General features: G+C 70.4%; 19 protein-coding genes and 2 pseudogenes. 9 read left to right on the forward strand and 12 right to left on the reverse strand.

Features of this window, described 5'->3' with window-relative positions:
- Positions 1–380 precede the first annotated feature (380 nt).
- Complete coding sequence (locus DFJ67_RS08410; protein WP_116067359.1) at positions 381–1,196, forward strand: HAD family hydrolase; 816 nt, start codon at positions 381–383, stop codon at positions 1,194–1,196.
- A 260-nt stretch (positions 1,197–1,456) separates the two neighbouring features.
- Here DFJ67_RS08410 and DFJ67_RS08415 read toward each other — a convergent pair whose 3' ends face one another.
- Positions 1,457–2,212 (reverse strand): Fic family protein, encoded by a 756-nt coding sequence (locus DFJ67_RS08415; RefSeq protein ID WP_116067360.1) that lies wholly within the window; start codon positions 2,210–2,212, stop codon positions 1,457–1,459.
- Positions 2,213–2,312: 100 nt separating this feature from the next.
- Here DFJ67_RS08415 and acs point away from each other — a divergent pair, with 100 nt between their 5' ends.
- The 3 genes from acs (at position 2,313) to DFJ67_RS42570 (ending at position 7,543) form a co-directional block, all read left to right on the forward strand.
- The gene (gene acs, locus DFJ67_RS08420) at positions 2,313–4,277 is read left to right on the forward strand and encodes an acetate--CoA ligase (RefSeq protein WP_116067361.1); all 1,965 of its coding nucleotides are present in this window, start codon (positions 2,313–2,315) and stop codon (positions 4,275–4,277) included.
- Between the two features lie 258 nt (positions 4,278–4,535).
- Positions 4,536–6,953: an immune inhibitor A domain-containing protein gene (locus DFJ67_RS08425; protein WP_116067362.1), complete on the forward strand. Its 2,418-nt coding sequence runs from the start codon at positions 4,536–4,538 to the stop codon at positions 6,951–6,953.
- A 431-nt stretch (positions 6,954–7,384) separates the two neighbouring features.
- A complete protein-coding gene (locus tag DFJ67_RS42570) occupies positions 7,385–7,543 on the forward strand; it encodes a hypothetical protein (RefSeq protein WP_170215765.1) in 159 nt (52 codons plus the stop codon).
- Here DFJ67_RS42570 and DFJ67_RS08435 read toward each other — a convergent pair.
- Entirely contained in the window at positions 7,530–8,636 is a 1,107-nt protein-coding gene (locus DFJ67_RS08435; protein WP_116067364.1) for a C45 family autoproteolytic acyltransferase/hydrolase, read from the reverse strand. The genes DFJ67_RS42570 and DFJ67_RS08435 overlap by 14 nt on opposite strands.
- Positions 8,637–8,717: 81 nt before the next feature.
- Here DFJ67_RS08435 and DFJ67_RS08440 point away from each other — a divergent pair, with 81 nt between their 5' ends.
- Entirely contained in the window at positions 8,718–9,638 is a 921-nt protein-coding gene (locus DFJ67_RS08440; RefSeq protein WP_116067365.1) for an alpha/beta fold hydrolase, read from the forward strand.
- On the opposite strand, the gene DFJ67_RS08445 is transcribed toward DFJ67_RS08440, so the two are convergent.
- From DFJ67_RS08445 to eccB, 6 genes and pseudogenes are all read right to left on the reverse strand, one after another.
- A complete protein-coding gene (locus DFJ67_RS08445; protein WP_116067366.1) occupies positions 9,635–10,000 on the reverse strand; it encodes a UCP033725 family protein in 366 nt (121 codons plus the stop codon). The genes DFJ67_RS08440 and DFJ67_RS08445 overlap by 4 nt on opposite strands.
- Positions 9,997–11,112: pseudogene (locus DFJ67_RS44660) on the reverse strand (SseB family protein); the annotation flags it as partial. The gene DFJ67_RS08445 and the pseudogene DFJ67_RS44660, both read right to left, overlap by 4 nt.
- 3,312 nt (positions 11,113–14,424) lie before the next feature.
- Positions 14,425–14,673 (reverse strand): annotated as a pseudogene (locus DFJ67_RS44665) (SseB family protein); the annotation flags it as partial.
- 437 nt (positions 14,674–15,110) lie between these two features.
- Positions 15,111–15,404, reverse strand: a complete 294-nt coding sequence (locus tag DFJ67_RS08460) for a WXG100 family type VII secretion target (RefSeq protein ID WP_116067367.1) — start codon at positions 15,402–15,404, stop codon at positions 15,111–15,113.
- Positions 15,405–15,416: 12 nt separating this feature from the next.
- Positions 15,417–15,722 (reverse strand): WXG100 family type VII secretion target, encoded by a 306-nt coding sequence (locus DFJ67_RS08465; RefSeq protein ID WP_116067368.1) that lies wholly within the window; start codon positions 15,720–15,722, stop codon positions 15,417–15,419.
- Positions 15,723–15,855: 133 nt separating this feature from the next.
- A complete protein-coding gene (eccB, locus tag DFJ67_RS08470; RefSeq protein WP_116067369.1) occupies positions 15,856–17,187 on the reverse strand; it encodes a type VII secretion protein EccB in 1,332 nt (443 codons plus the stop codon).
- Positions 17,188–17,264: 77 nt separating this feature from the next.
- Between eccB and DFJ67_RS08475 the strand changes: the two genes are divergently transcribed.
- The 4 genes from DFJ67_RS08475 to rarD all read left to right on the forward strand — a co-directional run bounded on the left by DFJ67_RS08475 (position 17,265) and on the right by rarD (position 21,764).
- Positions 17,265–19,865 (forward strand): hypothetical protein, encoded by a 2,601-nt coding sequence (locus DFJ67_RS08475; RefSeq protein WP_116067370.1) that lies wholly within the window; start codon positions 17,265–17,267, stop codon positions 19,863–19,865.
- Positions 19,866–19,893: 28 nt separating this feature from the next.
- Entirely contained in the window at positions 19,894–20,280 is a 387-nt protein-coding gene (locus tag DFJ67_RS08480) for a phage holin family protein (protein ID WP_090787011.1), read from the forward strand.
- A gap of 102 nt (positions 20,281–20,382) precedes the next feature.
- A complete protein-coding gene (locus DFJ67_RS08485; RefSeq protein WP_116067371.1) occupies positions 20,383–20,856 on the forward strand; it encodes a GNAT family N-acetyltransferase in 474 nt (157 codons plus the stop codon).
- Positions 20,853–21,764 carry an EamA family transporter RarD gene (gene rarD / locus DFJ67_RS08490; protein ID WP_116067372.1) on the forward strand — a complete coding sequence of 304 codons (912 nt, stop codon included), beginning with the start codon at positions 20,853–20,855 and terminating at the stop codon, positions 21,762–21,764. Before DFJ67_RS08485 ends, rarD begins: the two co-directional genes overlap by 4 nt.
- On the opposite strand, the gene DFJ67_RS08495 is transcribed toward rarD, so the two are convergent.
- The 4 genes from DFJ67_RS08495 to DFJ67_RS08510 all read right to left on the reverse strand — a co-directional run bounded on the left by DFJ67_RS08495 (position 21,761) and on the right by DFJ67_RS08510 (position 25,046).
- On the reverse strand, positions 21,761–22,489 hold the full coding sequence (locus DFJ67_RS08495) for an anti-sigma factor family protein (protein WP_116067373.1): 729 nt from the start codon (positions 22,487–22,489) through the stop codon (positions 21,761–21,763). The genes rarD and DFJ67_RS08495 overlap by 4 nt on opposite strands.
- Positions 22,486–22,980 carry a sigma-70 family RNA polymerase sigma factor gene (locus tag DFJ67_RS08500; RefSeq protein ID WP_239097445.1) on the reverse strand — a complete coding sequence of 165 codons (495 nt, stop codon included), beginning with the start codon at positions 22,978–22,980 and terminating at the stop codon, positions 22,486–22,488. Before DFJ67_RS08500 ends, DFJ67_RS08495 begins: the two co-directional genes overlap by 4 nt.
- Before the next feature lie 80 nt (positions 22,981–23,060).
- Positions 23,061–23,855, reverse strand: coding sequence for an IclR family transcriptional regulator (locus tag DFJ67_RS08505; RefSeq protein WP_116075899.1), 795 nt, complete (start codon positions 23,853–23,855; stop codon positions 23,061–23,063).
- 177 nt (positions 23,856–24,032) lie between these two features.
- On the reverse strand, positions 24,033–25,046 hold the full coding sequence (locus DFJ67_RS08510; protein ID WP_116067375.1) for a polyprenyl synthetase family protein: 1,014 nt from the start codon (positions 25,044–25,046) through the stop codon (positions 24,033–24,035).

A 25,046-nucleotide genomic window follows, 5' to 3' on the forward strand; every position in this document is an offset into this window, starting at 1 on the left:
CTGTGGATAACCGAAAACCTGTGGAAAACCGGAAACCACCCACAGAGGACGGACGCAAAAACGACGACCCCCGTCGGGGGGAGACGGGGGTCGCCTGAGGTTCGGCTCCGGGGGGGTCGAGCCGAACCCACTCAGCGGTTACGGGGGGTGCAACCGCCGAGGGTCGGAAACACGACTGGAAATCGTGTCTCAACTAGCATGCCTGATATGCGCGGTGCGCGTCGAGTGGCGTTTGCCCCAACTCGCACGACACGCCGATGGAGATCCGTGACATCCATCGCCGTGTTGTAGGCCCGGTACCAAGTTGTACCAGGCTATGCGCTAGGCGTCCTACCCCGGGAGGGCCAACACATTTCGCGCCGCACATTAGACTTTCGATCGTGGGCCGCAGCGCCGCGTTTTTCGATCTGGACAAGACCGTCATCGCCAAGTCCAGTGCCTTGGCTTTCGGTCGGCCGTTCTACCGTGATGGCCTCATCACGCGTCGTGACGTCGTCAAGTCGGCGTACGCGCAGCTGATGTTCCGCCTGGGCGGCACAGACGACCAGTCGATGGCGCGCATCCGTGACTACCTGGCTACCCTCTGCAAGGGCTGGCCCGTTGACCAGGTCGGTCAGATCGTCACCGAGACGCTGCACGAGCTGATCAACCCCTACATCTACGCCGAGGCCGCGGCCCTGATCGACGAGCACCAGGCGGCCGGCCGCGACGTGGTCCTGGTCTCCGCCTCCGGCGAAGAGATCGTCAAGCCGATCGGCGCCCTGCTCGGCATCACCGACGTGATCGCGACCCGGATGGGCGTCACCGACGGTCGCTACAACGGCGAGGTCGAGTTCTACGCCGCCGGCAGTGCCAAGGTCGACGCGGTCACCGCGCTGGCCAAGGAGCGCGGCTACGACCTGGCCGACTGCTACGCCTACTCCGACTCGACCTCCGACATCCCGCTGCTCGAATGCGTCGGTCACCCGAGCGCCGTCAACCCGCCCCGCGCGTTGCGCCGGCTGGCCACCGACAACGGCTGGCCGGTCCTCGAGTTCCGGCACCCCATCCCGATCGGCCGCCGGCTGCGCGAGCGCCCGGCCGTCCCGGTCGCCGCCGCCGCCATCGGCGTCGGCGTGGGCGTCGCGATCGGCATCGCCTGGTACGGCCGCCACCGCCGCACCCGCACCGCCCTCCCCGGCCCAGCGAACGCCTGACCGACCAGCCAACGCGCAACGGACGCAGGACAAGGGCGACACACCCAGGTCAAAGCCTTCCGATCAAGCGGTCAGAGGCGTAGAAAAGGGATGCGGACCCCAGACCATCGGGCTCCGTGCACGGCCACCGGGCACCCACGCGCGACCAGCCGCGGCAGGCGCGTCGCGGCGGATCGAGCCGCCCGCACCGCGGGCCAACGACCGTTGACGACGACTACGGTGCACGCTTGATAACCCGGCCGGACGTGAGTGACGGCGCCTCAGGACTGGGGCGCCGTCCACGTCTGTTCGGCCACCTCGGTCAGGTCCGCGGCGGCCAGCGACACAGCGGCCGCGCAGTGCCGCAACCAGGACCGCACCCCGTCCGGCGTCCCGGTCGCGAACGCACCCGCCGCGCCGACATACTCCGGCTCCCGCGCCAGATGCCCCACCTCGGGCGCGATCAGCCCGCGCGGGTCGAATCCCGACGACATCAGCGTCAACCGGGCAGCCGCGCGCGCGACCACACCGGGGGCACCGGCAAAAGGCGCAAGAGCCAACAGCTCACCGTGTACGACGGCCGCCAGCACCAGTGGCGGCGCCGATGTGCCCCCGGTCACCAGCGCGGAGAGCGCGTCGAGCCGGGGCGAGGCAAACCCGTCGACCGGATGCCCCAGCAGTTCCGGGGCGACCGACCCGCGGGCGGCCAGCACGTGCAGCCGCGCCAGCACCTGGCGGGGCGCCTTCGGCCAGGTCTCGACCAGCGACGGCAGCGCCGCGGCGACCCGCAGGCAGCCCTGCACGACCGGGTCCGTCACGACGCCGGCGCGCACCTGTTCGCGCTCGTGCGCGTACCCCGCCAAAGCCGCCGAAGCGACCGCGGACCGCAGGCTGACCTCGGCGGCGACCGCACCGCCCTGCCGGCGCAGCGCCCGATGCCGCATCGCGGCGTCGGCGGCGTCCCGGGCCTCCACCACGGCGTCTTGCACATCGGCGAGCGCCAGCAACGGCGAGAGCGGGTCAACGGGTGCGGTCACGGTCGCAACGCTAGCCGAGGGCCCGCGACCTGCACGAAACCGCGCGCTGGTGGCAGGATTCGTCCGAGGACCCCGACCCCCCGGTGCAAGGAGCGTGACGATGAGCGAGACCTTGGCGAACTTGCTACAGGAGAACCGCCGTTTCGAACCACCAACCGCGCTCGCCGAGGCAGCCAACGTCAAGGCGGACGCCTACGACGAGGCCGCCGACGACCGGCTCGCGTTCTGGGCGAAGCAGGCTGGCCGGCTCGACTGGGCCAAGCAGTGGGACCAGGTGCTCGACTGGTCCAACCCGCCGTTCGCGAAGTGGTTCGTCGGCGGCGAGCTCAACGTGGCCTACAACTGCCTCGACCGCCACGTCGAGGCCGGCAAAGGTGACAAGGTCGCCATCCACTGGGAGGGCGAGCCCGGCGACACCCGCACGCTGACCTACTCCGATCTGCACAAACTGACTTGCCAGGCAGCGAACGCGCTGACCGATCTTGGCGTGGTGGCCGGCGACCGGGTCGCGATCTACCTGCCGATGATCCCCGAGGCCGCGGTGGCGATGCTGGCCTGCGCGCGGATCGGCGCGACGCACAGCGTGGTGTTCGGCGGCTTCTCCGTCGACGCGCTGTCGGGCCGGATCCAGGACGCCAGCGCCAAGGTCGTGATCACCGCCGACGGCGGCTACCGGCGCGGCAAGCCCTCAGCGCTCAAGCCCACCGTCGACGAGGCGGTCGCCAAGAGCCCGACCATCGAGCACGTGCTGGTGGTGCGCCGCACCGGCGAGGAGGTGGCCTGGGGCGAGAAGGACCACTGGTGGCACGAGACCGTCGAGACGGCCAGCACCGAGCACGAGGCGCAGCCGTTCGACGCCGAGCACCCGCTGTTCATCCTCTACACCAGCGGCACGACGGCCAAGCCGAAGGGCATCCTGCACACCACCGGCGGGTATCTCACGCAGACGTCGTACACCCATCACGCGGTTTTCGATCTGAAGCCGGAGACCGATGTCTACTGGTGCACCGCTGACATCGGCTGGGTGACCGGCCACTCCTACATCGTCTACGGGCCGCTCTCCAACGGCGCCACCCAGGTGATGTACGAGGGCACGCCGGACACCCCCCACAAGGGACGGTTCTGGGACATCGTCGACAAATACGGCGTCACGCTCCTCTACACGGCGCCGACGTTGATCCGCACGATGATGAAGTGGGGCGACGAGTTCCCGGCCGCGGCCGACCTGTCGTCGCTGCGGGTGCTCGGGTCGGTCGGCGAGCCGATCAACCCCGAGGCCTGGATGTGGTACCGCAAGAACATCGGCCACGACGGCAGCCCGATCGTCGACACCTGGTGGCAGACCGAGACCGGCGCGATCATGATCTCGCCGCTGCCGGGAGTTACCGGAACAAAGCCGGGCAGTGCGATGCGGCCGCTGCCGGGAATCTCCGCCGACGTGGTCGACGACCAGGGCCAGAGCGTGCCCAACGGTGGCGGTGGCTACCTGGTGCTGCGCGAGCCGTGGCCGTCGATGCTGCGCACCATCTGGGGCGATGACCAGCGCTTCATCGACACCTACTGGAGCCGGTTCCCGGGCATGTACTTCGCCGGCGACGGCGCCAAGAAGGACGACGACGGCGACCTGTGGCTGCTCGGCCGGGTCGACGACGTGATGCTGGTGTCGGGCCACAACATCTCGACGACCGAAGTGGAGTCGGCGCTGGTGTCGCACCCGTCGGTGGCCGAGGCGGCGGTGGTCGGTGCCACCGACCCGACGACCGGCCAGGCGATCGTCGCGTTCACCATCCCGCGCGGCTCGGTCGACAGCGAGGGCGAAGCCGGCGAAGTCTTGATCAAGGAACTGCGCGACCACGTGGCCAAGACCCTCGGCCCGATCGCCAAGCCGCGCCAGATCATGTTGGTGGCGGAACTGCCGAAGACCCGATCGGGCAAGATCATGCGTCGACTGCTCCGCGACGTGGCCGAGCACCGCTCGCTCGGCGACGTCACCACGCTCCAGGACTCGACCGTCATGGATCTGATCTCCGACGGCATGCAGTCGGGCAAGTCCACTGACGAGTAGGTATTAGTCCGTGTTGATGGCGGGCGAACCCCCTCAGGGGGTTCGCCCGCTTTCGTATGCAGGTAGCAGGCGTCGATGTGACGCTCGACGGCACACTCACCAAGATTTTTGCAATAAATCGACGCGTCCGACTTCCCTCACGCCCCAGTAGTGCTTAGTTTCCTCATTGGCCCCTTATTAGGTGCCTGTTCTTCCGTTCCCGCTACCCCCCGGGGACGGCACCCTCACACCGGAGGTATCCACGTGCGCAAAGTCGCAGTGGGGCTGCTAGGTCTGTCGCTGGCCGCGACAACCAGCTTCGCGCTGAGCGGCGCGGCGTTTGGCCAGGCGCCAAAAGCCGCGGCGACGGCGGTGGCCCCCTCGTCGTCCGAACCCCAGCCGGCGGATGACGATCTAACTGACCCGCTCGAGTCGAAGCGTCGCGAGCTGCGCGACGTCGCGATCCAAGACGTCATCGCGGGCAAGAAGACGCCGCAGATGATCAACGGCAGCAAGGTCGTCAAGATCGGCTCGAAGAACCTGAGCAAGGCCGACCAGAAGCGGACCGGCAAGAAGAAGGTCGACCAGTACGTCGAGCTCCAGCGGGAGAAGTCCGACAAGATCTTCGTGATCCTGACGGAGTTCGGCAACCAGCGGCACCCGTCCTTCCCCGACAAGGACACCGACCCGACCACGGCCGGACCGACCACATTCGACGGTCCGCTGCACAACGCGATCCCGGCACCCAACCGGGCCACGGACAACTCCACTATCTGGCAGAGCGACTTCAACCAGGCGCACTTCCAGAAGCTCTACTTCGGCACCGGCAAGAACGACGAGTCGCTGAAGCAATACATGGAGACGCAGTCCTCGGGTCGTTACACGGTCGACGGCACGGTGACCGACTGGGTCAAGGTGCCCTACAACGAGGCTCGCTACGGCCGTTCAGGCGACCCCAACGACGGTGAGGCCGGCGACGACCCCGCTGTCTGCGGCGGCAACGTCTGCAGCAACACCTGGGCCCTGATCCGCGACGCCGCCAACACCTGGTACAACGACCAGATCGCCAAGGGTCGGCCGGTCGCCGAGGTCAACGCCGAGCTGAAGAGCTTCGACCAGTGGGACCGTAACGACTACGACGGCGACGGCAACTTCAACGAGCCCGACGGCTACATGGACCACTTCCAGATCGTCCACGCCGGCGGTGACGAGGCCGACGGTGACCCGCACCAGGGTGAAGACGCGATCTGGAGCCACCGCTGGTCGGTCTTCCCGAGCAACACGACGGGCCCGGCCGACAACCTCCACGGCGGCACCCAGATCGGCAACAGTGGCGTGTGGATCTACGACTACACGATCCAGCCGGAAAACGGTGGTCGCAGCGTCTTCTACCACGAATACACCCACGACCTGGGCCTGCCGGACGACTATGACACGACCGGCGCCGGCGACAACCCCAACGAATACTGGACCCTGATGGCGCAAAGCCGTCTCGGCGCCAAGGGCGAGCAGTTCATCGGCGACCGCGCCGGTGACATGGGCGCCTGGAACAAGCTGCAGCTCGGTTGGCTCGACTACGTCGTCACCCCCGTCGGCGTCAAGGACAGCTGGACCCTCGGGCCGGAGGAATACAACTCCGCCAAGCCGCAGGCGCTGGTCGTTCCGCTCGGCCTCAAGGACGTGGTCCACGATGTCGGTGCGGTCGCGGACGGCACACACCAGTGGTGGAGCGGCGACGGCGACGATCTCAACAACACGCTGTCCCGTCAGGTGACCCTGCCAGCCGGCACGTCGACGCTGACCTTCAAGGCCCGTTGGGACATCGAGGACTGCGGTCCTGACCCGTGCGACTTCGCCTACGTCGAGGTCGACTCGGGCAGCGGCTTCGTCCCGATCAAGGGCAACATCACCAACGCCACGGAGGCCGACGGCGGCCTGGGTATCGACGGTGTGCAGGAGACCTACACCGACGCGACGTTCGACCTGTCGGCGTTCGCCGGCAAGACGATCGGCCTGCGGTTCCGTTACTGGACCGACGGTGCCCAGCGCGGCAACCCGGACACCCCGCTGCCCAACGGCCTGTTCGTCGACAAGATCGCCATCACCAACGGTGCCACCACGGTGTTCGCCGACGGCGACGCCGACGGCAACATGGGCTGGACGGTCAACGGTTTCCAGAACGTGACGTCGTCGTTCACGACCCACCACCCGCACTACTACATCGCCGGGTGGCGTACCTACGTCAGCTATGACAAATACCTGCAGTACGGCCCCTACTACTTCAACCGGCCGACCGAGGACAAGGTCGACCACTTCCCGTACCAGACGGGTCTGTTGGTCTCCTACTGGGACACCTCGCAGGGCGACAACAACGTCAGCGAGCACCCCGGTGCCGGCCTCAACCTCTACGTCGATGCCCGCCCGAAGACCCTCTACCGCCTCGACGGCCTGCCGTGGCGCACCCGGGTCCAGATCTACGACGCGCCGTTCAGCCTGCGCAAGGCCGACTCGTTCACGGTCCACGTGAACGACCAGGCCATGTATGTGCGTGGGCCCGACGGCAACCCGCTGTTCGACGACACCAAGAACTACTTCGACGAGGCGGTGCCGAGCCACGGCGTCAAGCTGCCTGCGCTCGGTGTGAAGATCAAGGTGGTCCAGGAGAACGGCACTTCCGTCAAGATCAAGGTCAACTGATCTTTTCGGGTACGCACCAAAGCGCGTCGCGCCCCCCGCCCCGCCGTCCGGTGGAGCGGGGGGCGCTCCCGTTCGCGGAACCGTCGAACAGGCCGTAGCGTCCAAGGAAGGTGCAGATGAGAAGACCCGCCGCCATGGTCGCCACGCTCGTTCTGGCCGCCACCGCGCTCAGCGCCTGCGGGTCGGTGGGAGGCAGCGCCATGCCAGGCACATCGTCGGCCGCATCATCGTCTTCAGCCCCGGAGCCGTCCGGCACTCCGACATCTCCACCGTCGTCGGTCGCGCCTCGCGACGGTGGTGCCACGCTGTCGCCGATCCCGCCGCCGACGTATCCACCAGGGCTAAACGGTCCGTCCGGGCCGACCGACAACCTCCCTCGCGACGTCGTCGGCGGGCGGGTGGTGAAGGGCGGGTCCGGCCCCTGCTACGCGGTGGAAACCGACGACGGGCGGCGCTTCGCACTGCACAGCGACGCCGGGCTGGTCCTCGAGGAGGGCAGCTACATCGTGGCCAAGGTCGGCCCGCTCCTGGCGCGGATCGACTGCGGCGAGGGCATACCCCGGGAGATGATCTCGTTCAACCGGCTGTGAGCTCGACCCAGTCGAACTCATGGCCGCACGGCGGCCCCTCGGCGACACCGAACCGGCGCTCGTCGAGATCCATCAGCACCGTGTAGACGGTCTCCGAGCGCTCGAGATAGACATCGCGCTCGTCGACGTGCCGGCAGATCGCGTTCGGGTAGCTCTGGTGGTCGCGGAGGATCTCCGCCAGGTCGTCGTCGGTCAGCTTGCCCGGCTCGGCCGCAGCGGTCAGCAGCCGCCGGGCCCGGGCGGCCCGGAAGAGCGTCGACCCGCCGAAGTCGTTGACCAGGTCACGCACGGGCAACACGGTCTCCAGGTGGTTGGCGTGCGCGATCACCCCGTCGGCCGGGTGCAGCCAGCCGGCCGCACCGGGCACCAACTCCAGGTCGATCAACTCGCCACCGGCGGGGCCGGCCTGGCCGAGCAGCAGGTTCATCGAGGCGTTGCGGGGGCTCGGCACGACCGCCTTGAGCGCGCGCCCGAGGGTGTCGGCTTCGAGCGCCGCGCGCAGCACCACGTGGTAGGGCACCCCGGGACGGTTCGGGTCGGCGCCGTCGCGGTCAGTGGTCAACATGTTGACGCAGATGCCGATTCCGGCGGAGTTGAGCCCGGCCTTGGCGAGCATGCCGGCCTCGGTGAGCGCGACGACCCGGTGGCCGTGCTCGTCGGTCGTGCTCAGCAGCACCATCGCCTGCCGCTGGTCAGGGTGCCAGTCCCAGTTTTGCGCCATCAGCGTGTGACCGGTCGCGGTGTGCGTGCCGAGCGCGCCGAGCACCGTGCAGCCACCGGCGGCGCCGTCGGGCGGCGTACCGTAGATCAATTCGGTTCGGGCATTGACCGCATAAAGGTCACCCACCGCGACCCCAGCGCCCTCGGCGGTGCCATCGAGCATCTCGGCGATCCGCGGGTAGAGCTTCACGGTCTCGCCGCGGAACGTCTCGCCCGCCGCGCGCGTCACGTCGGGCCCGAGCCCCACGGCCCGGAACCGCCGGGCGTAGAGATCCAGGTTGGCGGCGATCCGATCGCGTGCGGCCTGCCCGTAGGCGATGCCGCATTCGCCCGGTGTGCCACTGACTTCGACGTAAGGGACAGGCAGTGTCATGTCCCTGACGGTAATCCCTAAGAGGTCCCTCCGGGAGATCTCCGGAGCCGGACCGGGGCGCGACTGACCTACGCTGGCCGGATGGAACCCGTGGTAGACGAGACAAGCGTGCTGGTCGACGGCCCCTGGACGCACCGTTCGGTTGGCGCCAACGGCAACCGCTTCCACGTGGTCGAGGCCGGCGCCGGCCCGCTGGTGCTGTTCCTGCACGGCTTTCCCGAGTTCTGGTGGGCCTGGCACGAGATGCTGCCCGCAGTGGCCGATGCCGGCTTCCGGGCCGTCGCGGTGGATATGCGGGGATACGGCGCCAGCGACAAACCGCCCAGGGGGTACGACGGGTTCACGATGGCCGCCGACGTCACCGGCCTGATCCGCGCACTGGGCGAGCGGGAGGCAACGATCGTCGGCGCCGGCTTCGGCGGGATGGTCGGCTGGGCCGCCGCCGCGTTCCACCCGAAGATGGTGCGCCGGCTGGTGGTGCTCGGCGCCGCGCACCCGCTCCGGCTACGCGCGGCGATCTTCGCCGACCCACGCGGCCAGTTCAACGCCGCGACCCCGACACTGCGTTTCCAGCTCCCGCGCTACGAGCACGTGCTGGTCCGCGACGGCGCGAAGATGGTCGGCGACTTCCTGCGCCAGTGGTCCGGCCCGGCGTGGAAGCAGTCGGCCGGGTTCGACGACTACATCGCGCGCTGCCAGGAGGCGATGCGGATCCCGCAGGTCGCGTTCTGCGCGCTGGAGGGCTATCGCTGGGCGTTCCGCTCGGCGCTGCGGCTGCACGGCTATCGCTTCGTCAAGCAGATGCAGACGCCGCTGATCACGCCGACCTTGCAACTGCACGGGGCGCTAGACAACGCGGTGCTGCCGCGGACGGCGCAAGGATCAGGACGTTACTGCGTCGCACCGTACGAGTGGCGCCTGCTGGATGGCGTCGGCCACTACCCACATCTCGAGGCACCCGACCTGGTGCTCGGCGAGGTGCTGCGCTGGGCTAAATCCTAGGCGCGTTGTTCGCGCAGGTCGCGGACCTCGTTGGCGGGTGCCCAGCCCTGGTAGACACCGAAGTCGAACGGTTCGAGGCCGAGCGACTCGGCGATCGGGGCCCGCCCGCCCGTGTATTCGACCCGCAACCAGCCGTCGTGCTCCGCCAGCACGATGAACGGCTCGCCTTTCCAGGAGCAGGTGGTGCGCACGTAGGCGACCTCGTCGACCTCGGCCACCGGGACGACCCGGACGTAACGGCCGGTGCGCACTTCGGTGAAGCCGTCGCCGGGATCCGGCTGGTAGATCCGGACCTGTTCGCCGTCGGGGCTGGCGTCGTATTCCCGGTCCTGCCAGCGGGCCACGTACCCGTCACGCATCACTGGTCATCAACCCGATTCCACCCCGGCGCGTCGGCGTCGAGCACGGCGACCAGCTTCTCCGACCCGTCGGCGCGGATCAACCAGAGCTGCGCGCCGTGCGGCAGTCGGGCACTGTCCACCTTGAACTCCGCGATGACCTCACTGCCCTCACCGGGCGCGAACCCGTTGCCGCGGAAGGGCCCGCGCTCGATGACCCAGCCCTCCATCGCGCGCATCGCGGTCTCGTTCTGGCCGCCGTAAGGGATCCGGTAGAGGCTCGGCCGGTAGGCGGGCCAACGCAACACATAGACCTCGTCGGCGCCGGCGTCGAAGGGGCTGTTGGCGTAGCCCAGGCCGAGCGCGGTGAACAGCTGTGCCGGGCTGCTGAGGTGAGAGACTTCGGCGACCCGGTGCACGAACCCGGAAACCCGGTCATACCCGCGCTCCAGGTAGTAGTCGACCTGGCTCGGCGCGATCGTCTTCTGCATCATCGTCGGCAGCGCCGCATCCACTGCGGCCGGTGCGGGTGCCGGCTTCGGCGCCTCCTGCTTGGGCGCGGCCGCGACCACCGGCTCGTCGTCGCCGGCGTCGAGCCCAACCTCGGCGGCCCAGCTCGCGAGCGCCACGATCTGGGCCCCGGGTAGCTTCGCGCCCACCGGCGTGCCCGGGTTGACGGCGAACGACCAGTTTTCCTGCGGCCAGCGACTGATCAGCCGAACGAACTTGACGGTAACCGTCTCGTGCCCGTTGTCGAGGTGCTCGGCCATCCGCTCCGGCGACGTGAACACCACGACGTAGGGCTGGTCGTCGATCGTCTCGGTGCGCCAGACGAACCCGTCGCCACCCGGCTTGGCGCCGGCGCTCGAATCGCTGGAGACGGGCAGCAGCACCCGGGCGAGCAGCAACGTCGACAGGAAGGTGTCGGTGTTGCCGCTACCGGCGGCGGTGAGCAGGCTTTCCTCGACGTCGTTGGCCGGCCGGAAGTCGGCGGGCACCTCAGCGGTGAAAAGGCTGGTGTCGGCGGGCGGCTGGCCCGCCGCGGGCGCGGCCTGATCCAACCAGGACGGTGTCGGTGCGGTCGCCCAGGCCTGCGAGGTCGACGGAGCGTCTGCCGCCGCGAACGGTGTGACCGGCGTGCTGCTGGACCAACCCGCGTGCGGGTCGCTCCCCTGGGTGGCGGCCTCGGTTTGGGTCGCCGGTGCGCTGTCTCGCCAGAGGTCCGCGGCGTCCGGTTGCGCGTCAACCGGTCCCGGTGCCCACCGCTGGTCTTCGCCGCGCGGCGCTTCTGCCGCGGCCGCCGCATCGTCGTGGTCGAGCCAGAGCTCGGCGTAGCTGGAGTCCGTCGCCGCCGCCGGCGCGTCGTCGCTCGGCGATGGCGTGCGGTCGTGCCAGATCTCAGTGGCGGAGGGCTCCGGAGCTTTCTCGGCGGCGGCTGCGCGATCCAGCCACATCTCCGCCGCGCTGGGCTCCGCGGTCCCCGCCTCGGACGGCGCGGCGCTGTCGGACCATAGTCCGCTCGTCTGCGGCTTCTCGGCAGTGCCGGCTTCCGACCATGACTGCGCGGCGGTGTTCGCGTGCGGCTTCACGCCCTCCGGCCCGTCAGTGTCGGGCTGTTGCGGTGCTGCCAGTGCCCCACCGTCCGACCACGTCTCAGCGGCCACACCGGCATTCGCCGGCTCGCTGCCCGACCACGCCTGCGCGGCGGCCCCAGGAGCCGCTTGCGACCGCTGGGTATCAGCCGGCGGCTTGCTGTCCGACCACAGGTCCGGGGCGGCATCGGAAGCCGCTGGCGACCGATCGGTGCCAGCCTGCGCTTGCGACGGCGTCTGACTCTCGGACCGCATCCGCGCCGCATCGGCAGTTGCCGTCGAGCCGGCACCCGCCGACGGCCTACCGTCGGCCCAGAGATCCGCCAGAGCCCCGGCCGCCGAAGACCGCTCGGCCTCAGCCGGCACATCCGGCGCCTTGCTGTCAGACCACAAGTCCGCCGCAGAGTCGGCCGTTGGGGATCGCCCGGCGCCTGCGGGCGACGTGGCTGACGACTCGTCGGACGACGTACTGTCCGACCACAAGTCCGTGGCTGCGCTAGAGGCCGCCCGCGGCCTATCGGCGCCACCCGACACGTCGGACGACGACCCGCTGTCCGACCACAAGTCAGTCGCCGCGCCAGAAGCCGCCCGCAGCTCGTCAGCGGCACGCGACATGTCGGAGGACGGCCTACTGTCCGACCACAAGTCCGTGGCTGCGCTAGAGGCCGCCCGCGGCCCATCGGCGCCACCCGACATGTCGGACGACGACCCACTGTCCGACCACAAGTCGGTCGCCGCAGTAGACGCTGATCGCGGGCCGTCAGCGCCGGCCGACGACCGGCTATCCGTCCGAGCGCTGGCGGCCGCCTTCGCACTGTCGGACCCGTCCGATACGTCCGCCGAGCTGCTGTCTGACCACACGTCGGCCACCGCGCTGCGGGCCGGCTCTGACGACGGCGTGCTGTCTGACCACAGGTCCGTCGCCGCGCTCGGAACGGCCTGCGGCCGGGCGGCGGCGGCCGGCACGTCGGACGGATTGCCGTCGGACCACCGGTTCGTCGCAGCCGAGGACCGCTCGGCGTCAGAGGGCACGTCGGACGGCGGCTTGCTGTCTGACCACAGGTCGGTCGTCGCGCTGGGAATCGCTGCCGGCCTGTCGGCACCAGCCGGCACGCCGGGCGACGGTTTGCTGTCGGACCACATCTGCGCCGCGGTTGCCGACGAACGGTCAGCGCGACCGGCCTCGGCGGACGAGGTGCCGTCGGGGCGGAGTTGCGACACCGCCGGCGACTGCGCGGTGCCCGGCGATGGCCTGCTGTCCGAGCCGACCTGCGCCGAGGCGGTGTGCGAGCGGCCGCCGGGTGCCTGGGCCGGCGATGCGTCATTGGGCCATCGCTGCGGCGCGGCCGACGCCGGGCGCGGCGGCTCGGCTCGGGCCGGGACCTCGGGAGTCGATGGGGGCTTGCTGTCTGCCCACAACTGCGGCGCCGCTGGTGTTGGGCTGCCGGCGGGGATCGCCGTCGAGCCCTCGGGAGCCGCGGCGGACCCGCGGTTGGACCACACCTTTGCCAAGGTTGACGCGCTTCGACCGGGCTTGCCGGCCGGCGGCTGCTCGGGCCAGGCCCGTCCGGGCGGCGTCGCGCCGGGGGTGCCGGCGTCGCTGGGCCGATCATCCGGACGCGGCGGCGCGGCCTCCGCCGCCCTCGTCGGGCCGGTGACCGGGTGGTCGGGCCAGAGTTGCCCGACGGTCGCCGCGGCGGCGCCGCTCGCGGGCGGACTGCCTGGCCTGCGCACCGGCAAGGGTGCCGAGTCGGTCTGCCGGGGCGGGTGCTCGGGTCGGGCTTGCGGCCCGCGCGAACCCGGGCTGTCTGATCCGCCGGGTGTCACGGAGCCGGGCCGGGCCTGGGGTGCGGGCGCAGCCGCGGCCGGCCAGGCCGGCGCCGGACGGGCTGGTGGTGTGCTGTCGGCCCATCCGGGTGCGCCGGGGTCGCGACCAGGCGCGGGCCTGGGCGGCGTCGGGGAGGCGGTGGGCGTACCCGCGGATGGTCTGGTTTCGGTTGGCACGCTGGCGCTGGCAGCCGCGTTGGCCGGCGACCAGTTGGTCTGGCGTGGGTCGTCGCGGGCGGCCGGCTGGCCGGGCCAACCCGGTGTGGCCGGGCGCCGTGGCGGCTCGGGGTCGGCCTCGGCTCCGCCGAAGAAGCCACCGCCCGACGTGGGCCTGGCCGGGGGTTGCGGAACGGGCGGCGGCGCGCCGAAACGGGCGGGCGGGGTCGCCCGCGCCGGGTCGTCGCGGAACGGGGAGCGCGGGCGCATCGGGGGCGCGGACTGGTCGATGACCTCGCGCGGCGGCTCCACAGGTGGGCGAAGCGGCCGGCGCGGCGGCGGGCCGCCCTGAACGACGGGCGGCGGCCAGGCTGTCGCCTCGCCGTTGGCCGCGGGCTGGCGGTCGTAGCCGTTGCCGCTCGGCTGCGAACGGTGTGGCGTGACGTCGGTGACCTGCGGCTGCGGGACCGGCCGGTAGGGCGGCGGGGTCGCGGGCGACGACGGGGTGGCATCGGTCGGGGCAACGCCCGCCCGCCGGCGGATCGAGGCGAGCGGCGAGTCGTAGCCGGGCGGCCGGGTCGGGCGATTGCGCTGCGGTGGCTCGATGCTGTCGGGCTCGAGGACCGGCCCGACCGCGGCCGCGGCACGGTCGACGAACGGCGGCTCGACGATCTCGCCCTGGACGACCTGCCCGGGGACAGTGGCCCGGGCGCGGGCGCGCGCGGCTGACTCGGCCCGGTCAAGGCGGGCGCGGGCGCCCATGGTGCGGCCGGGCAGGCGGACGTCACCGCGGGCTAGCTGCGAGACGAACCAGGCCGGCAGGTAGCCCTCGATCGGCAGGCCCGGGTTGACCGCGAGCCACCACTCCAGGTTGGGCCAACTCGCGGCGAGGTCGTGGTAGGGCATGCGGCGGGCGGACCCCGCGTTGTCGGCCAGGCAGACGCGCAGCGCCTCACCGGACGTGAAAGCGAGGACGTGCGTGCGGCCGTTGGTGGTCCAGGTGCCCCAGCCGACCGGAGCACGACCGGCGAGCGCCTCTGACGACACGGGCAGCAGCAGCTCGGAGCGGGCCAGGATGCGGAAGTAGAGTTCCTGGTCGCCGGCGCGGAGCGCGTCTCGCATCGCGGCCTCGACCTCGGTGGCCGGTTCCCAGTCGGTCACGGCCACCCCCTTCCCGGACAGGCCAGACGCATCGCGTACAACCTACAAGGTGTCGGCTAGATCACGATGTAGGGACGTCACGGGCGGTCTCGCCGTGCCCACCGTCGATACCATCCCGAGCCGGCACCGCCGCTTTCTCCCTGTCAATCGTCATCTTGCCAGTTGCCCATGTTTCCGTCACGGTCCCGCCAACCCGGGCGGGCACGCTCCCAACCGCGGCCCGGTCGCCTAGCTCCCGAGGCCACGATCCCGCTTCCCAGGCGGACAACGCGTCGACCTGGGAATCGGCACCGGCGTGACGGTAGCGGTAGTCGCCTGCGTCGTGGTCCAGGATCACCCTCAACGCCGCTCCCGGGTGACAAGCGGCACGGACTTTCTGGACACGACGGGCACCCGGGCTAGTGGAAGAGGTTGACGTTTCTCTTCTCCGTGCTCAGGTAGTCGGCGGCGGAGTCGTCGAGGGCCAGCTTGATGTCGCGCAGCATGGCCTGTAGGTCAGCCGAGGCGGTGCGCCAGCGGGACTGGCGCTGGTCGTAGGCCTGCCGCGCGTCGCCGTCCCAGGTGGCTATCAGGGGCGCGGCGTCACGTTCGAGCTGGGCCAGTTGGGTGTCGAGGGTGTTCAGGGCCTTCTGGATGTCGGCGCTGGCCTGCTGCAAGGCCGGAAAGTTGACGACCAGGATGTCGTCGTTCATCGGATGGCTCCTCTACAACGGCAGCTGGATGGTGGCGATCCGGGTGGCGGCGTCGCTGTCGGAGGCCTCGTATTGCCGGCCGGCGGTGCGGATCGCGCCGGCCGTTTCGCGGAGGGCCCGCTGCATCGCCGCCTGGTCGTGCGACCACTGCTGTTTGACCTGCTCGAACGAGCGACCGCCCGCGCCACGCCACGCGGTCTGCAGGACGGCGAGCTCGGCCATGAGGCTGGTCAGCATGCTCTGCAACGACTCGTCGACCTGCTCGAACCTGGCGGCGGTCTGCTGCATCACCGCCGCTTGTGCCTGCGTCTGGGACACCCCGACGTCACCTCGCTTCGTGTCGAAGTTGGCGAATGTCTCGCAACGCCGGGCATGACGCTAAACCTTCATGGCATACGTTCGGTAGCCCCGAAAACACTCGCTGTGGACAAATTTCTGCCTGTGGATAGCGTCAAACAGGGTCTTGCGCCCGGGCAGGATCGAGTGATGCACCCGACCCCAACAACGCCACCACCGCCGCCGGCAGGCGCACCGGCCGCACGTCGCCATAGCCGAGCATCGCCAACGTGTCCGCACCGACGACCGCATGCCTGCGGCCCAGGTCCGTGACGACGCTGACCGTTCCGCCGGTCGCACCCGGAGCCGCGACCGCCTCCACCACCGCGGCACGCCCTGGCGGCACCGCCACATAGTCGGCGGCCCCATCCCGCGTTCTCGCGGCATCCGCGACATCGGGCAGGTCGGCGTCGACCACGACATCGGCTACGCCCCGGTCGTCGCGCACCACCGCACACAGCGCGCCCGTGAACGCCCCGACCAGCGAGGGAGTCACCGTGGGCACCAGATCGGCCGGCACCAGATCCGGCGCCTTCTCGATGGAGGCGAAGCGACCCTGGGTCAGCTCCGTCGGCCCGTCCTGCCGGTTGGCGGTCAGCAACAGGTCGGCCTGCACCTGGGTGATGCCGGCGAGGCCGGCGCGCACCGCGACCGCATACTGCCGCCCGCCACCCTGGCTGGTCACCACGAACACCTCTCCGATGCGGGCCGATGGCACGCGGGTGGATCGGCCGCTGATGCGCGGCACCGCCAGGTCGGGACCGGCCGGCAGCGCGCCGAGCAGGGCCGGTGCGACCGCCACCGGCCGCACGGTCGTCCAGCCCAAGGCGGTTAGCGCCAGGCTCGGGTCGCTCAGCCGATAGCGGTGGTTCTGCCAGATGAGATGCAAGGAGCCGTCCGGATGTTGTGCCAGCACACCGCGCTCGCCGACTCGCGTGCCGCCCGTGCTCGTCGCGCCCACCAGCACCACCGACGCCGGCCCGGGCAGCGTGCACACCGTCCAGGGTGGACCGAGCAGACGACCGGCGGCGGGCAGCGAGTCCGGCGCCTCGGCGATGCCCAGCGTGCTGCCGCGCGGCACGCCCTCGATCGAACGCCGCGAGACCAGCACCGTCTTCGGCTGCGGCGCACCGACCGCGAGCAGCGCCGACGAATAGTTGACGACCAGGTGCAGCTTGCCATCCCGATAGATATAGCGGGCACCGGATTCGCGCTCGACGATCACCGCCGAGGTGTCGCGCCAGGCGGTGCCGCCACCATCAACGAGCACGCCATAAACGACGAATCCGCCCCAGATGATGGCCGCCACCAACACGCCGGCCAGCGAGGCGCCGGCGGCTCGCCGAAATGGCGGCTGCGCGGGGTCGGTCTCGCGCATAACCAGGGCGGAAACCACCCGCTGCACCATGAACTGATACGAGTGCAGCTGGTCCTGCCGCGACGGCATCAGGGCTCCCTTGTGGGCGCTGGCGGTTCTAGGATGCGGCGAGTAACCGCGCCGAATACGGAGGGCAGGCTATCGCGATGACATCGACCGCGGTGGACCCCTACCGCAAGACGGCGGAGGCGGCCCGGGGTGATCCACAATGGACGCCGCGCCGGGTCGGGCAGATCGTCGCTGCTCAAGCGGCCATCGCCGGCCTCTTGGCCGCGCTGGGCCACGGCCCGATCATCCTGACCGCCGCCTGCACCATCGGCTGCATGGTGGTGATTGTCGCTTTTGCCCGTGTACGCGGACGCTGGCTCCACAGCTGGCTCGCGATCGGCATCCGCTACGCGACCCGGCGGCATTCATTGCCGGCCAACGCCACGCCGGCCGAGCTGATGCGCTTCCTCGCGCCCGACGTGGCCCCGGCACCGGATGGCGCCTTCGTCGACGCGGACGGCCTGGTCGCCGTCTTCGAACTCGACGGACCATTGCTCGCGAGCGAACCGACCGCGCTGCCCGATCTCGGCCTACTGATGGTCGCCGCCAACGACCCGCGGCTGGGTCACAACCTGTCCGCCATCCACGAACCGATACCGAGCCACCATCCGCGCGGCGCCCACCCGAGCCACAATCCGGCCGGCGGCTACGGCCCGCCGCAGGGACACAACTGGTCCGCCGCCCACGACCCGAACCCGGGACACAGCTGGTCGCCCGCCCACGACCCGAACCCGGGACACAACTGGTCGCCCGCCCACGACCCGAACCCGGGACACAACTGGTCCCCCGCCCACGACCCGAACCCGGGACACAACTGGTCCGCCACCCACGAACCCCGACCGAGCCGGAACCCGGCCGTCGCCCAGGACCCAGCGGGACACAACTGGTCCGCCACCCACGAACCCCGACCGAGCCGGAACCCGGCCGTCGCCCAGGACCCAGCGGCACGCGATTGGTCCGCCACCCACGAACCCCGACCGAGCCGGAACCCGGCCGTCGCTCACGACCCAGCGGCACGCGATTGGTCCGCCGCCGATGACCCGCCACCGGAGCAGCACCCGCGCACCGTCACCGCGTTGCCGGAAATCAGACCGCTGGTACGGATCGATCTGCTGCTGACCGCCGCCGCGGTGCGGACGTCCGGAATCGGCAGCGCGACTGCCGTGTCTTATCGCCAGCTGACCGGCGGCCGCATCCCCGCGCAGTGCCGAACCTTCGTTGTCCTCCGCGTCCTGCGGCCGCCCGGATGGTCCGACGCCGACCTGAGGCCGACGATGTCCGCCGCCACCCGACGCGTCGCCAAACGCCTCGGGCCCCATCGGCGGCTTGGCCACGAGGACGCGGCGACGACGCTGGCCGAACTCGCCCACCACGACTTCACGAGCAGGGTGGACGAGCGTTGGACGTTCGTCGAGATCGGGGGGCTGTGCCAGGCGGCCTACCGGGTGACGTTGCCCGCGGGCAACGAGGACACGGCGCGGGCCATGCATCGCCTGCTCACCCTCCCCACGGCGGCGATCGCCATCTGCGTCAGCCCGCGCCGGTTCGCGCCTTCTCTCGCCGTCCGCTTGGCCGCTGAGTCACCGCAGCAACTGGAGCGCGCGGATCAAGCCCTCCGCCAACTCGCCGCCGCCGAGCGGGCGACCGTGCATCGCCTCGACGGTGAGCACCGCATCGCCGCAGCGGAGACGTTGCTGGTTGGTGGGCGCTCCGGATCGCTGGGAATCAGGCCGTCGGATACAACGGCAGCATGTCGCGGTGACCCGGCCGGCGGCGCGGCAAGCAGCCGACCCCCGGATGAGCGGCAGCACGTCGCTCGCCCGGATGCGACAAGACCGAGACCACGACCCAGCCCCCGGCCGCGCCGACCACAGCCGACGCCGCAGCCATACGCGGGATCATGGCCGCAAACGGTGAGCGGCGGCGCCGCGCTGCCGCTGGCCGGGCTGGTGCTTGGCTACGACCGACACGGGATCCCCGTGGTCGCGAAGATCTTCCGCCCGGCGCCTACGCGGATTGTCGTCGTGGCCGGGCTGCGGACCGCACAACTGGTCGCCATCCGTGCGCTTGCGTTGGGCGCGCAGGTCGACGTGCGAACACGCAGGTGGGCAGCATGGAGCGGCTTCGCCGACGAAGTCACGGCGCCCACCCGCAACATCGTCGTGACGCCGGACGCGGCCGCGATCCCAGATTGGGCCAGCCCGAGCCTTAACGGTGGCATGCCAACCAGGATGGCTTCGACCACCCCACCAGGAACACCGCTGCGACCGACCCTGACCATCGTTGACGCCGCCACCCGGGGCCTCCGGCCGGCCAACGGCCCGGGAACTGATCGACCCGCCGACCAGGGAAGCGCCACGCCGCCGGGCAACACACGTGGCTGGCACGCCACGATCATCGTCCGCGACGAGCTGACCAGCGCCGACACACCGCTGCTCACCACCGCCGACCTGGTGATGCTGCAAAACCTCAGACCCGGCGAAGCCAACCTCGTGGCGGACACCTTCGCGCTGGAGGGCCAGCTCACCGGGCTGGGCGACGAGATCGTCGCCATGATCGCGACCGGCCAACCACTGCGCTGGGCCGCCCTCGCGCCGACCCCGGTCGAGCGGTCTCTCACCGACCAGGGAACACCGAGTGATGTCGATGCATTGCAGCCCGTGACCAGGGCAGGAAACTCGCTGCGAGGGGGCGACTAGCGGCGATCTCCATGGCACTATGCCGCGCATGGGTTTCATGAAGGGTGTTCTTGTCAGGCTGCTGGCCACCGCGTTCGCGTTCTGGCTCGCCACCCTGATCATTCCGGGCATCACGCTGGACACCGATTCCACCGGGCAGGTGGTGCTCACCGTCATTCTGGTCGCGGTGATCTTCGGTGTGGTCAATGCCGTGCTTCAGCCGATCATCAAGACGCTCGGTTGCGGGCTTTATATCTTGACGCTCGGGCTGATCGCCATCGTCGTCAACGCCTTGCTCTTCCTGTTGACCGGGTGGATCGCCGAGCAGGTCGACCTGCCGTTCGATGTCGAGAGCTTCTGGCCGGCCGCGGTGCTCGGTGCGCTCTTCGTGAGCCTCGTCACCTGGGTGCTGGGTCTGATCTTCGATCGCGACTGAGCGCACCGGCAAAACAGCAGAAACCGGCCCCGACACGGGCCGCAGTTGGCGCATTGGCCCGCGACCGTCGATCGGTCGCGGGCTAGCGTCACCTGCGTGGAGATGAGCACGGCGCACGAGACCAACACGGCGCAAGAGATCAACCGGACGGCCACCCGCGACGGGTACGAGCTCTCCACCGACCCCGACCGCATCGACGTCGACCGGGTCTATGACTGGCTTTCCAACGACGCCTACTGGGCGAAGGGCCGACCCCGGGAGATCGTCGAGCGGTCGTTCGCCAACTCGGTGCTGTTCGGCATCTACAAAGACAACGTGCAGGTTGCCTTCGCCCGGGTGGTGACCGACCGGGCCACCTTCGGCTGGCTGTGCGACGTCTACGTCGACCCGGCCGAGCGTGGCCACGGCCTCGGCACCTGGCTCGCCGAGACGGCCCGTGACGCGCTCGCCGAGATCGGCGTACTGCGGATCATCCTGGCCACCTGGGACGCGCACGGCGTCTACGCCAAGGCAGGTTTCGTCCAGGTCGCCCGACCCGACCGCTGGATGGAGATCGACCGGCGGAACACCCCGTGACGGAGCTGCGCAAGGGCTACCTCTTCGGCCTCAGCGCGTATCTGCTCTGGGGTTTCATGCCGCTCTACATCAAGCAACTGCACGACGCCGGCTCGCTGGAGATCCTCGCCCACCGGGTGGTCTGGTCGGTCGTGCTGGTCGCGCTGCTCCTCGCGGTCCTCCGGCGCGGGCGGCAGGTGCTCGCCCTGCTGCGCAAACCGCGCACGGTCGCGATGATCGCGTTCGCGGCGACGCTGCTGGCGGTCAACTGGTGGATGTACATCTACGGCGTCAACAGCGACCGGGTCGTGGAGACCGCGCTCGGCTACTTCATCAACCCGCTGGTCACCGTCGTGCTCGGGGTCACCGTCTTGCGGGAGCGGCTCCGGCCGATGCAGTGGCTCGCGGTCGGCATCGGCGCGGCCGCCGTGCTCGTGCTCACGCTCGACTACGGCCGGCTGCCCTACATCGCGCTCACGCTGGCCGTCAGCTTCGGCGGCTACGGCCTGGTCAAGAAGCGACTCAACCTGGCCGCCGCGGAAGGGCTTCTCGTCGAGTCGGGCGTGCTGGCACTGCCCTGCCTCGCCTACCTGATCTGGCTGACCAGCACGCCGCACAGCACGTTCGCCGACCACGCGCACACCACGATCCTGCTGGTGCTGGCCGGCGCGGTCACCGCGGTGCCGCTGCTGTTCTTCGCCGGCGCGGCCAACCGGATCCCGCTGTCTGCCCTCGGCATCCTGCAATACCTGACGCCGATCCTGCAGCTCGCCCTCGGCGTCTTCGTCTACCACGAAGCGATGCCGCCGGCCCGCCTCGCCGGTTTCGCACTGGTCTGGGTCGCCCTGATCGTTTTCACCGCCGATGGGCTGCGCACCGCCAGGGCCAACCGCCCACGACTCAACACCAAAGAGCTGGCCAAGACCTAGGGCACGTCGTACGCGAGCAGCGCGGTCCCGTCATACCGGGTCAGCTCCAACCGCGCGAGCTCGCGGCCGGTGAACCGGGTCGCCCCGTTGAACTCGACCGTCTCGCCGGCCTGCGCCGACCACGAGCCGACCTGTTCCTTCGAACCGTCGGAGCCGTGCGCCACCAACCGGAACGTCCACGCCTTCGACGACTTGGTGCCGCCGGACTCGTAGGTGCAGCGCATGCTGATCTCGGTGCCCCAGGAGGTGCCGTTGACGCCGATGTCGGCTCTGACCGGCACCGCGCCGTTGACGGGCTGCATCGCCACCAGCTTGACGCCCACCTGGGTGCCCCGCGCGGCGATCTGGCCGGCGCCGGTGCTGCCGCCGAACCAGCCGGCGTCGGTGCCGGCGACACCGACACCCACGACCGCGGCGAGGGCGGCGGCGGCCAGCGCGGCGCCCGCGTACCTCCGACGCCTGATCTTGCGGGTCCGCTTTCGTTCCGCGCCCACGGCAGTGAGCAGCGCGGGCATCCGGTCCTCCGGCGGCGCCGGTGCCGACAGGTCCAGCCCGGTCGGGTCGGTCAGCCGGCCCAGCAGACCGGGCAGCACCGCGATCTCGGCGACCGCCTCGCGGCACTCCGGGCAGCCGGCCAGATGCCGTTCGTATTCGGCGCGTTCGCTGGGCGACAAGGCACCCAGGACGTAGGCGCCGTCGTCGAGCGCGTGCGGGCAGTTGGTCACTGGGTCACCCCCATCTCCTCCAACACGAGGCGCAACGAGCGCAGCGCGTAGTGCGTGCGCGACTTCACCGTGCCTGGCGGCACGCCCAGGCGGGCGGCTGCCTCCGCGACCGAGCGCCCCTGGTAGAAGCACTCGACCAGAACGTCACGGTGCGCGGGCGACAGGCGCGCCAGCGCTTCCGCGACCGTCCAGGCCTCCACCGCCCGGTCGGCTTCGTCGATCTCGGGTGGCGGTTCGGGCAGGTCGTCGGTCACCACCTCGCCGACCCGCGACGCGCGGCGGCGCCACGCGTCGATGGCGAGGTGTCGTGCGGTGGTGAACAGCCACGCCCGCACCGAGCCGCGCTCCGGGTCGAGCGCCTCCGGATGGCGCCAGGCCCGCAGCAACGTCTCCTGCACCAGGTCTTCGGCCCGTTGCCGGTCGCCGCTCACCAACCGCAGGGCGTGCGCGAAGAGAGCGTCTCCGTGCTCTTCGTTCAGCGCGCGCAGCAGTTCGGCGTCGTCGTCGGCCAAGCTTTCGGGCCTCCCCTGATCTCTGTCACCCCAACGCACGCACGGCTGGCGCGAGTGGTTCAGCCGTTTCCGTTGTCGGGTGCGCCCAGTGCGTCAGAGACGGTCCGGGCGACCGCGAGCAGCTTCGCCCGCACAACACGAGCTGATGTCATCATCTCCGCCGCGGGCAGCGCACAGGCCAGGACGACCCTGCGTTCCATGTCACGGTCGGGCGAGACGATCACGGCGGCGCAGGCGACACCAGGGCGGTATTGCCCCATCTCGAGATGCATGCCCCGGCGCTCGCCGGCGGCCAGGTCGCTCTCGAACGCCTCGGTGGTGGTCAGGGTCTGCTGGGTGAACGGCCGCATGCCGTATTCGCGCAGGTAGCGGAAGCGTTGGTCGGGGGTCAGCGTGGCCAGCAGCGCCTTGCCCAGGGCGGTGGCGTGCGCGCCCTCGTCGAACCCCGGAACCATCTCTTCCAGGTAGGGCGACCGCGGTCCCTCCGCCGACGCGGTCACCGCGACCTGGCCGCCGACGAACCGGCCCAGGTAGTGGCTGTAGCCGGTGTCAGCCGCGGCTCTGCGCAGCGCGTCACCGACGGCGGGTGGCCCGCGGAACGCGGCGACCAACTCCCGGTAGCGGTCGGCGACCTCGAGCCCGACGATGTAGGTGCCGTCTTCCCGGCGGATGACGTAGCCCTCGTAGGCCAGCGTGCGCACCAGGTGATAGGTCGTCGCGACGGTCAGCTCGCAGCGGCGGGCGACCTGCTTCACGGTGAGGCCCTTCGGCGCCCGACCCACTGCTTCCAACACCCGTAGGGCGCGGGAGACGCTGCGAATCAGGTCCGATGGTTCTGCCAGAGGGTCGCGCACACCCACCTCCGCGGGCCGGGGCTTACACCATATGAAAAAGCTCCCGTCCGCGAAATGCCTGTTGGTATCGAGAACGCCAAATTTCTCGACACGGAGCGTGAATGTGCCCGATACGCGGAGTTCATCCGCCCCGAAGTGTCGGCGACTTGACCAAGCCGCGACCGACAAAGCGGGCGGCTAGCCGGTGCGGTCGGCGATGAAGTCGCAGAGCGACTCGAGGGCGGCCCGGGTCGGGTTGGCCGGCAACGGCGCCAGCCGCTCCCGCGCCTCCTCGGCGTAGCTGCGGACAGTCTCGCGGGCCCGCTTCATCGCCGCGGACTCGCGCAGCAGCACCAGCGCCTCGGCGTGCAGGTCGTCGTCGGTGACCGGGCCGGCGGCGAGGATCTCGCGCAGCCGGGTCGCGGCGGCGTCGGTGTCGTCGGAGGCCAGCGCGTAGAGCACCGGCAGCGTCGGCACCCCTTCGCGCAGGTCGGTGCCGGGCGTCTTGCCGCTCTGCTCCGACTCGGACGCGATGTCGAGCAGGTCGTCGGAGAGCTGGAACGCGATGCCCATCTTCTCGCCGTAGCGGGACAGCGCCTCGGTCTGCTCCGGCGTCGCACCGCCGAACATGCCGCCGAACCGGGCGGAGGTGGCGATCAGCGAGCCGGTCTTCTCGGCGAGCACGTCGAGGTAGTGGGCGACCGGCTCGACGCCGTCGCGCGGGCCTACCGTCTCGGCGATCTGGCCGTGCACCAGCCGGGCGAACGTGCGCGCCTGCAACCGGACCGCGTCGGTGCCGAGGTCGGCGGCCAGATCCGCGGCCCGGGCGAACAGGTAGTCGCCGACCAGGATCGCCACCGAGTTGGTCCACCGCGAGTTGGCGCTGCGCACGCCGCGCCGCACGGGCGCCTCGTCCATCACGTCGTCGTGGTAGAGCGTCGCCAGGTGGGTCAGCTCCATCACCACCGCGGCCGGGACCACCATCCGGGCCGTCGGGTCGCCGAACTGCGCGCCCAAGGCGACCAGCAATGGCCGGAACCGCTTGCCACCGGCCTCGACGAGGTGTCGCGCGGCCTCGGTGATCATCGGGTCGGCGCTGGTCACACAGGTGCGCAACTCGTCTTCGACGGCCGCCAGCACCGCACGCGCGGACGCCTCGACCTCTGGATCGACGAAGTCGACCCCGATCGAGGTCAGGTCCTCAGCCCCCAT

The sequence above is a fragment of the Asanoa ferruginea genome, assembly GCF_003387075.1.
Classification (GTDB): Bacteria; Actinomycetota; Actinomycetes; order Mycobacteriales; family Micromonosporaceae; genus Asanoa; species Asanoa ferruginea.

Bases quoted from the DNA above. Each gene is read 5' to 3' on its own strand.
- DFJ67_RS08435 (WP_116067364.1), bottom strand. From the start codon at position 8,636: ATGACACTGCCTGTCCCTTACGTCGAAGTCAGTGGCACACCGGGCGAA.
- eccB (WP_116067369.1), bottom strand. From the start codon at position 17,187: ATGCCGTCGCGGCAGGACCAGCTGCACTCGTATCAGTTCATGGTGCAG.
- DFJ67_RS08480 (WP_090787011.1), top strand. From the start codon at position 19,894: ATGGGTTTCATGAAGGGTGTTCTTGTCAGGCTGCTGGCCACCGCGTTC.
- DFJ67_RS08475 (WP_116067370.1), top strand. From the start codon at position 17,265: ATGACATCGACCGCGGTGGACCCCTACCGCAAGACGGCGGAGGCGGCC.
- DFJ67_RS08510 (WP_116067375.1), bottom strand. From the start codon at position 25,046: ATGGGGGCTGAGGACCTGACCTCGATCGGGGTCGACTTCGTCGATCCA.
- DFJ67_RS08440 (WP_116067365.1), top strand. From the start codon at position 8,718: ATGGAACCCGTGGTAGACGAGACAAGCGTGCTGGTCGACGGCCCCTGG.
- DFJ67_RS08485 (WP_116067371.1), top strand. From the start codon at position 20,383: ATGAGCACGGCGCACGAGACCAACACGGCGCAAGAGATCAACCGGACG.
- acs (WP_116067361.1), top strand. From the start codon at position 2,313: ATGAGCGAGACCTTGGCGAACTTGCTACAGGAGAACCGCCGTTTCGAA.
- DFJ67_RS08460 (WP_116067367.1), bottom strand. From the start codon at position 15,404: ATGAACGACGACATCCTGGTCGTCAACTTTCCGGCCTTGCAGCAGGCC.